Annotated in this window: 5 protein-coding genes; 2 read left to right on the forward strand and 3 right to left on the reverse strand. The window is 38.7% G+C overall.

The features are described from left to right. Positions 1–341 precede the first annotated feature (341 nt). On the forward strand, positions 342–2,540 hold the full coding sequence (locus tag QAS77_RS10105; protein WP_250869373.1) for an ATP-binding protein: 2,199 nt from the start codon (positions 342–344) through the stop codon (positions 2,538–2,540). Between the two features lie 32 nt (positions 2,541–2,572). Here QAS77_RS10105 and QAS77_RS10110 read toward each other — a convergent pair whose 3' ends face one another. The 3 genes from QAS77_RS10110 to QAS77_RS10120 all read right to left on the reverse strand — a co-directional run bounded on the left by QAS77_RS10110 (position 2,573) and on the right by QAS77_RS10120 (position 4,246). Next, positions 2,573–2,965, reverse strand: a complete 393-nt coding sequence (locus tag QAS77_RS10110; RefSeq protein WP_305065363.1) for a thioredoxin family protein — start codon at positions 2,963–2,965, stop codon at positions 2,573–2,575. Positions 2,966–3,028: 63 nt separating this feature from the next. Next, positions 3,029–3,385 carry a DUF4389 domain-containing protein gene (locus QAS77_RS10115; protein WP_250869371.1) on the reverse strand — a complete coding sequence of 119 codons (357 nt, stop codon included), beginning with the start codon at positions 3,383–3,385 and terminating at the stop codon, positions 3,029–3,031. 147 nt (positions 3,386–3,532) lie between these two features. Then, positions 3,533–4,246, reverse strand: a complete 714-nt coding sequence (locus QAS77_RS10120; protein WP_305065365.1) for a zinc ribbon domain-containing protein — start codon at positions 4,244–4,246, stop codon at positions 3,533–3,535. Positions 4,247–4,522: 276 nt separating this feature from the next. Between QAS77_RS10120 and QAS77_RS10125 the strand changes: the two genes are divergently transcribed. Next, complete coding sequence (locus QAS77_RS10125) at positions 4,523–5,269, forward strand: hypothetical protein (protein ID WP_305065366.1); 747 nt, start codon at positions 4,523–4,525, stop codon at positions 5,267–5,269. Positions 5,270–5,435 lie beyond the last annotated feature (166 nt).

Genomic DNA, 5,435 nt, shown 5'->3' on the forward strand with positions numbered 1-5,435 from the left:
TCAACTTTCTGTGATGAAAGCTATTCAAGATGCAATCGATGGAAAGCCATTTGTTCCAACGATTGTTTGATTTTAGGGTTGCAAATTAATTTTTTGTATTAGAGTATACAGGATTGACGATAATTAGGCTGAATAGTTACAATAAAACAAACACAAAATATATTAAGTTGTGAACTAACTACACGGATTAATTCATTACAATTGTGATTATATATGCGAACTTGATGCGTATTGATCCTAAAAATGATTATTTAAAAACGAAGGGATAATGAATGAACTTTAAAGATGTGCCATTGGATTTCAAAATTTTATTGTATATAGTAATCGGTATCATCCTAGTCATGACATTCACTATGTCCCTGATCATTTCTACAACAACTGAACAGCATGAAGAACTGATACACAAAGAAATTATTTCTCTTACGAAAAATTATGCATCTAATTTTGATGCAGATATGCGGGCCAATATGGCAATTTCGAGAGGGATTGCCAGCTCAATGAAAGGGTACAGATATGGGGATCGAGAAATTGCCAGTGGCATTGTCAAACAGACATTGACAGATAATCCAAATATTTTAGGAGTCTATGCAGGGTTCGAACCTAACGCTTTTGACCTAAATGATTCTGCATATGCAAATACGAAATTTCACGATGAAACAGGTCGATTTCTCCCATACTGGAACCGGATCGGTGGAAAGATCTTCCTCGAGCCTCTTGTGCATTATGATTCCCTTGACTACTACCAGTTGCCAAAGGAACGAAAAATGGATGTGCTGACAGAACCCTACCTGTATCGGGGAGAACTTATTGTAAGCTATGTTTCACCCATTATTATCGAAGGAGAATTTATCGGTATTGGCGGTGCAGATGTTTCTTTGAGCTACATCGATGAGGAAATATCCAACATTAAAATATTAGATTCAGGCTATGCTTTCACTGTTAGTAATACCGGACTGCTCATATCCCACCCAGTTCATAAAGAATGGATCGGATCAAAGACACTCTACGATTTCGAAGAGCCAGAAATACTGAAAATGGCAAAAGATATCGAAAATGGTAAAGAAGGTCATATCGAGATGATCGATCCTGTAACAGATAAGGATTCTATCATTTTCTATGAACCGGTCAGAACTGGTAATTATTCCATGCTGGTCGTAGTTCCAAAAGGGGAAATGTATGCAGGTGTTACAGACATGCAGAATATATTGGTGGCTATATCTGCAATCGCAATTCTTTTTATGGGAACTATTGCAATCTTTTCTGCACAAAGGATAACAAAACCTATTAAAAATATAGTCAATGACTTTAAAGACATATCAGATACTGCTCTTAAAGGATCGTTTAACAAGCGAGCAAATACCGATATAGAAGTTGATTTTAAGAACATACCGGAAGGTTTGAACGATATACTTGATGCATTACAAAGATCAAACGAACTTAATGATGAATTAAAAAAAGTGGTTGAAAGCAGTCCTGTTATCGTATTCAAATGGAAGGCACAGGAAGGGTGGCCAGTAGAGATCATTTCGGATAATATCAGTAATTTAGGATATGAGGCTCATGAGTTCATTGATGGTCATCTCAATTATGACGACATTATTCACCCGGACTGCAAAAGGAATGTTGAAGTAGAATTTAAAAAGCTATACAGTGGTGATTCCCCTTCCGTGAATCTCGATTACAAGATCATAACCGGTGACGGAGAGACAAGATGGGTCAATGAAAGAACTACCTTAATATACGACAGCGAAGGGAATGTTGACCATCTGAAAGGACTTATTATTGATACTACTGAAAAAAAGAATGCAGAGAACGCATTGATAAACTTAATGATGGAAGCAGAAGCAGCAAATAAAGCGAAAAGTGATTTTGTGGCAAACATGAGCCATGAATTAAGGACACCCCTTAATGCGATAATCGGATTTTCGGATCTGTTGAAGACAGAGATGTTCGGCAAACTTAATGAAAAACAGACCAAGTATGTCGATAATGTTTTAATCAGCGGAAAACATCTGCTGGGCCTTATCAATAATATACTTGATATTTCAAAGATAGAAGCTGGAAAGATGCACTTGCGAAGCGAAGATTTTGAGCTCAATGAAATGATCGAAGATACGACCTCTATCCTTTCACCCCTTGCGAACAAAAAGAAAATAAACTTATCCCACAACATTGCTAATAATACCATTACTACAAATGCTGACAAGACAATGTTCAAACAGATAATGTATAATCTGGTAAGCAATGCCATTAAGTTCACTCCTGAAGAGGGGAATGTTACCATCAACGCATGGTCAATGCACAAGAAACTGTATGTCAATGTTGAAGATACCGGGACCGGGATCTCAAAGGACCATCTCGATGAAGTTTTCAAACCATTCATACAGGTCGGGGACTTTAACACAAAAGAACAAGAAGGTACAGGCCTTGGCCTTGCTCTTGTGAAAAAACTGGTTGAGTTGCACGGTGGAGAAATATGGGTGGAAAGCGAGATGAACGAAGGCAGTACTTTCACCTTTACGATCCCTGCTAATAAATGAAAAATAAAAAGAAGAGAGCAGTGGATAAGTGGTCAGCCGTACATTGACATGTCGTACTTAAGCGATGTGACATTAGCAGCACACACTGAACCGTTCTTCAGGAAATCCTCAATGTTCCTTTTAAGTTCAGAAGGATGGGAAACACCTGCCATGCCCCGTATCATTTTCCCAGCACACATGAATATAAAAGTGGGTGTTCCTTCCACACCATATCTTTCTGAGACCCATGGGTTAATTTCGGCATTGAGCTTGAAGAATTTACATGAATCTTTGTATGTTTCTGCAAACTCCCTGAAGTAAGGTTCTATCGCTTTGCAATGAGAACATGTAGTCAGATAGAACATTACCAGAACAGGTTTAGGCTCCTTTTCAACCATCTTTTCCCAATTACCGTCACTTACTTCCCCTACATAACTATTGTGCATGCTACCCCCTTCATTAATATCGTTTATGAAATAGATGATCACTTTTTTATTTGGTGAGGAACATCACTTTTCGTCCCTATCAAATATTTCGACCGTATTGTGATCATAATAAAGTTGCTTTTCAAAGATAGAAATATCCTTTGGTAGGATACCAGGACGTTCATCGGTCGTCATATAGAAATAACCTGCAATTTGGGTATAGTATTCCAAATAGCCTTTTATGACCTTGTTCAGAATTTGAAGTCTTCTTCCGAGTACCAAAATAAAAGGTAATTGCAAGAAAAAACAAATCGTCATTAAAAAACTATAGAGAGATAGAATGATCGCAACAGGTATACCATAGAATATCCTTACGAACAATTCCAAACGGGAAGCTTTTTTGTTCCATACAAAAAGCTCATTCATTCTTTTCTGATCCATTATTCTGACACCGAAACACTTTATTAAATTATAAAATATATAAAGTAAACTATATGTAAGAATCAAATGCATAAGTTATATGTTTTTTCAGTGAAAAAGAGAAAAAATAAGGAAGGAGGGTTTGCAGACCAGAAATTGTCTGCCTGTTCAGTCCAGCCTTTCCCCACAGTCTTCACAGAACTTTGCATTATCCTTTACTTCTTTTCCGCAAACGGGACACTTCCTGACTTCAGATTCCGAACCTATTGTAGAGCGCTGGATAAGGCTATCAGTAATATTGGTAGTGCTTATATTGTATTGTGCAGAACCCCCATCAACGAAAAGTTTGATATCTGTTCTCTTTTCGATCTCTTCCAGCATCTTATAATAGAAACCGGTAAGTGCATCTTCTTTTTCAGCCCATGCCCTTAATATAAGGCGTGATCGGCTCTTGCCTACAACTTCGACATATGATGCATATTTCAACCCCCTAACACATTCAGCATAGAACCTTGCAACTCCCGTAAAAAGGCGAGGTGTTGATGTGATCTCCGGCTCGATCATGTACATGTTCATGTCCTTGAGAACCCGGGTAGCAATATCGAACAGGTTCTCTGCAGGGATCTCAAGGTATTTAGAATCCTCTTCTGCTGAAATGAGGGTGCTGACCAACGACCTCCAGGAAGGTTCATCGATCTGCCTGACCCGAAGTACCGGACACACCATGCTTACCATCTTGCCTTCAAGATCAACATGCTTCCGCTTCTTTGTGTTATAGTCATAGTAATCAATGCTTGCAGAGATCTTACAGTTACCACATTCACCAGTAGGGCGAACCTCGAAAGTAACCGTCTTTCCTTCACCGGGTTCAAGCATAGACATCGTTTTCTCATCCCCTTTCAACAGGAAAACATCAGGTACGAAAAGAGAGATTTTAATGTCCCCTATCGGTGAGAATGTCGATGTCTTTGCTATCAGTGACCTTGTGGACAAAATGGACATGGGATTTAGCCACAGGATAGAGCTTACAAACAAGAACCTGAGCGAATACGAGAACAGGATCGGAAGTAAAAAGCAAGCTGAAAGAGAAGAAAGGGAAATAAGAGAGAAAGAGCAGAAAGAAGCTGAGGAAAAGCCCCTGCAGAAGACAAAACTGAAATGTCTGAAACTTTCCCCTCCGAGATCAAAACTAGCTCAACTGATGATATTGAAGATGAAACATCAGTTCCCTCTGACACCCAGGCCCATACTAAAAAAGATGAACTTGATACTGAAACCCTTTCAAAACTTTACAGTTACGTAAATATTCTGGAGCAAAAATTTGAGAAACAGCATCCAGAGGTATCTTATGATGGAGAATACATTGCAGACAAGCAATGGAAGGTCGAACTTTCAAAAAAAAGTGTTCGCGGCTCCATAAAGGAAGGAAGGTTCAAAACTCCAATGCTTATCGTCGATAACTACGGGAAATCCATAGACGACAAGAGAGATATCATCGAGATGATACAGGCAAAAGCAAGTACCATCGAACAAAACCAGTACATGAGCCTGTGTTTTATCAGCAGTTCATGGGATCAAAACATAAAGGACTGGGCAAGGACATATTCACATCAGAGACTGGGATTTTTCATCTACGATCTGGAGGAAGACGATCTTGTATACAATGAAACTGATGAAAATAACCGGAAATTTGCATTCTGGCATTCCACAAATGGAACCCGGACTAAATTGACACAGATCGTGGATCAACTCATTGAAGATGAAGAGTACTTTGACCTCAATGATGTTATGGAACATTCCGGGCTTAACTTAAGAGGAGCTAAAAAATTCATAGATAGCCTCGTCAAGAAGAAAGCACTCATCGATGTTGGGCTGGACTCACCAAAATATACAAGATCAAAATAATACAAGGTAAATAAAATTAATTAAAAAAAAAGAATTAAAAAGGAGAGTGACGAATATCACTCTGCTTGTGCTTCAACGTCTTCTGAACCGCCACCAAGGATCTCTTCAATGGTCTTGTCAGAGTATCCTGTAACTTTGGTGTTGATCTGGGTAATGTCAGGAGCAA

The organism is Methanococcoides sp. (assembly GCF_030594565.1).
Lineage (GTDB): Archaea > Halobacteriota > Methanosarcinia > Methanosarcinales > Methanosarcinaceae > Methanococcoides > Methanococcoides seepicolus.

Bases quoted from the DNA above. Each gene is read 5' to 3' on its own strand.
- QAS77_RS10105 (WP_250869373.1), top strand. From the start codon at position 342: ATGACATTCACTATGTCCCTGATCATTTCTACAACAACTGAACAGCAT.
- QAS77_RS10110 (WP_305065363.1), bottom strand. From the start codon at position 2,965: ATGCACAATAGTTATGTAGGGGAAGTAAGTGACGGTAATTGGGAAAAG.
- QAS77_RS10115 (WP_250869371.1), bottom strand. From the start codon at position 3,385: ATGGATCAGAAAAGAATGAATGAGCTTTTTGTATGGAACAAAAAAGCT.
- QAS77_RS10120 (WP_305065365.1), bottom strand. From the start codon at position 4,246: ATGTCTATGCTTGAACCCGGTGAAGGAAAGACGGTTACTTTCGAGGTT.
- QAS77_RS10125 (WP_305065366.1), top strand. From the start codon at position 4,523: ATGTCTGAAACTTTCCCCTCCGAGATCAAAACTAGCTCAACTGATGAT.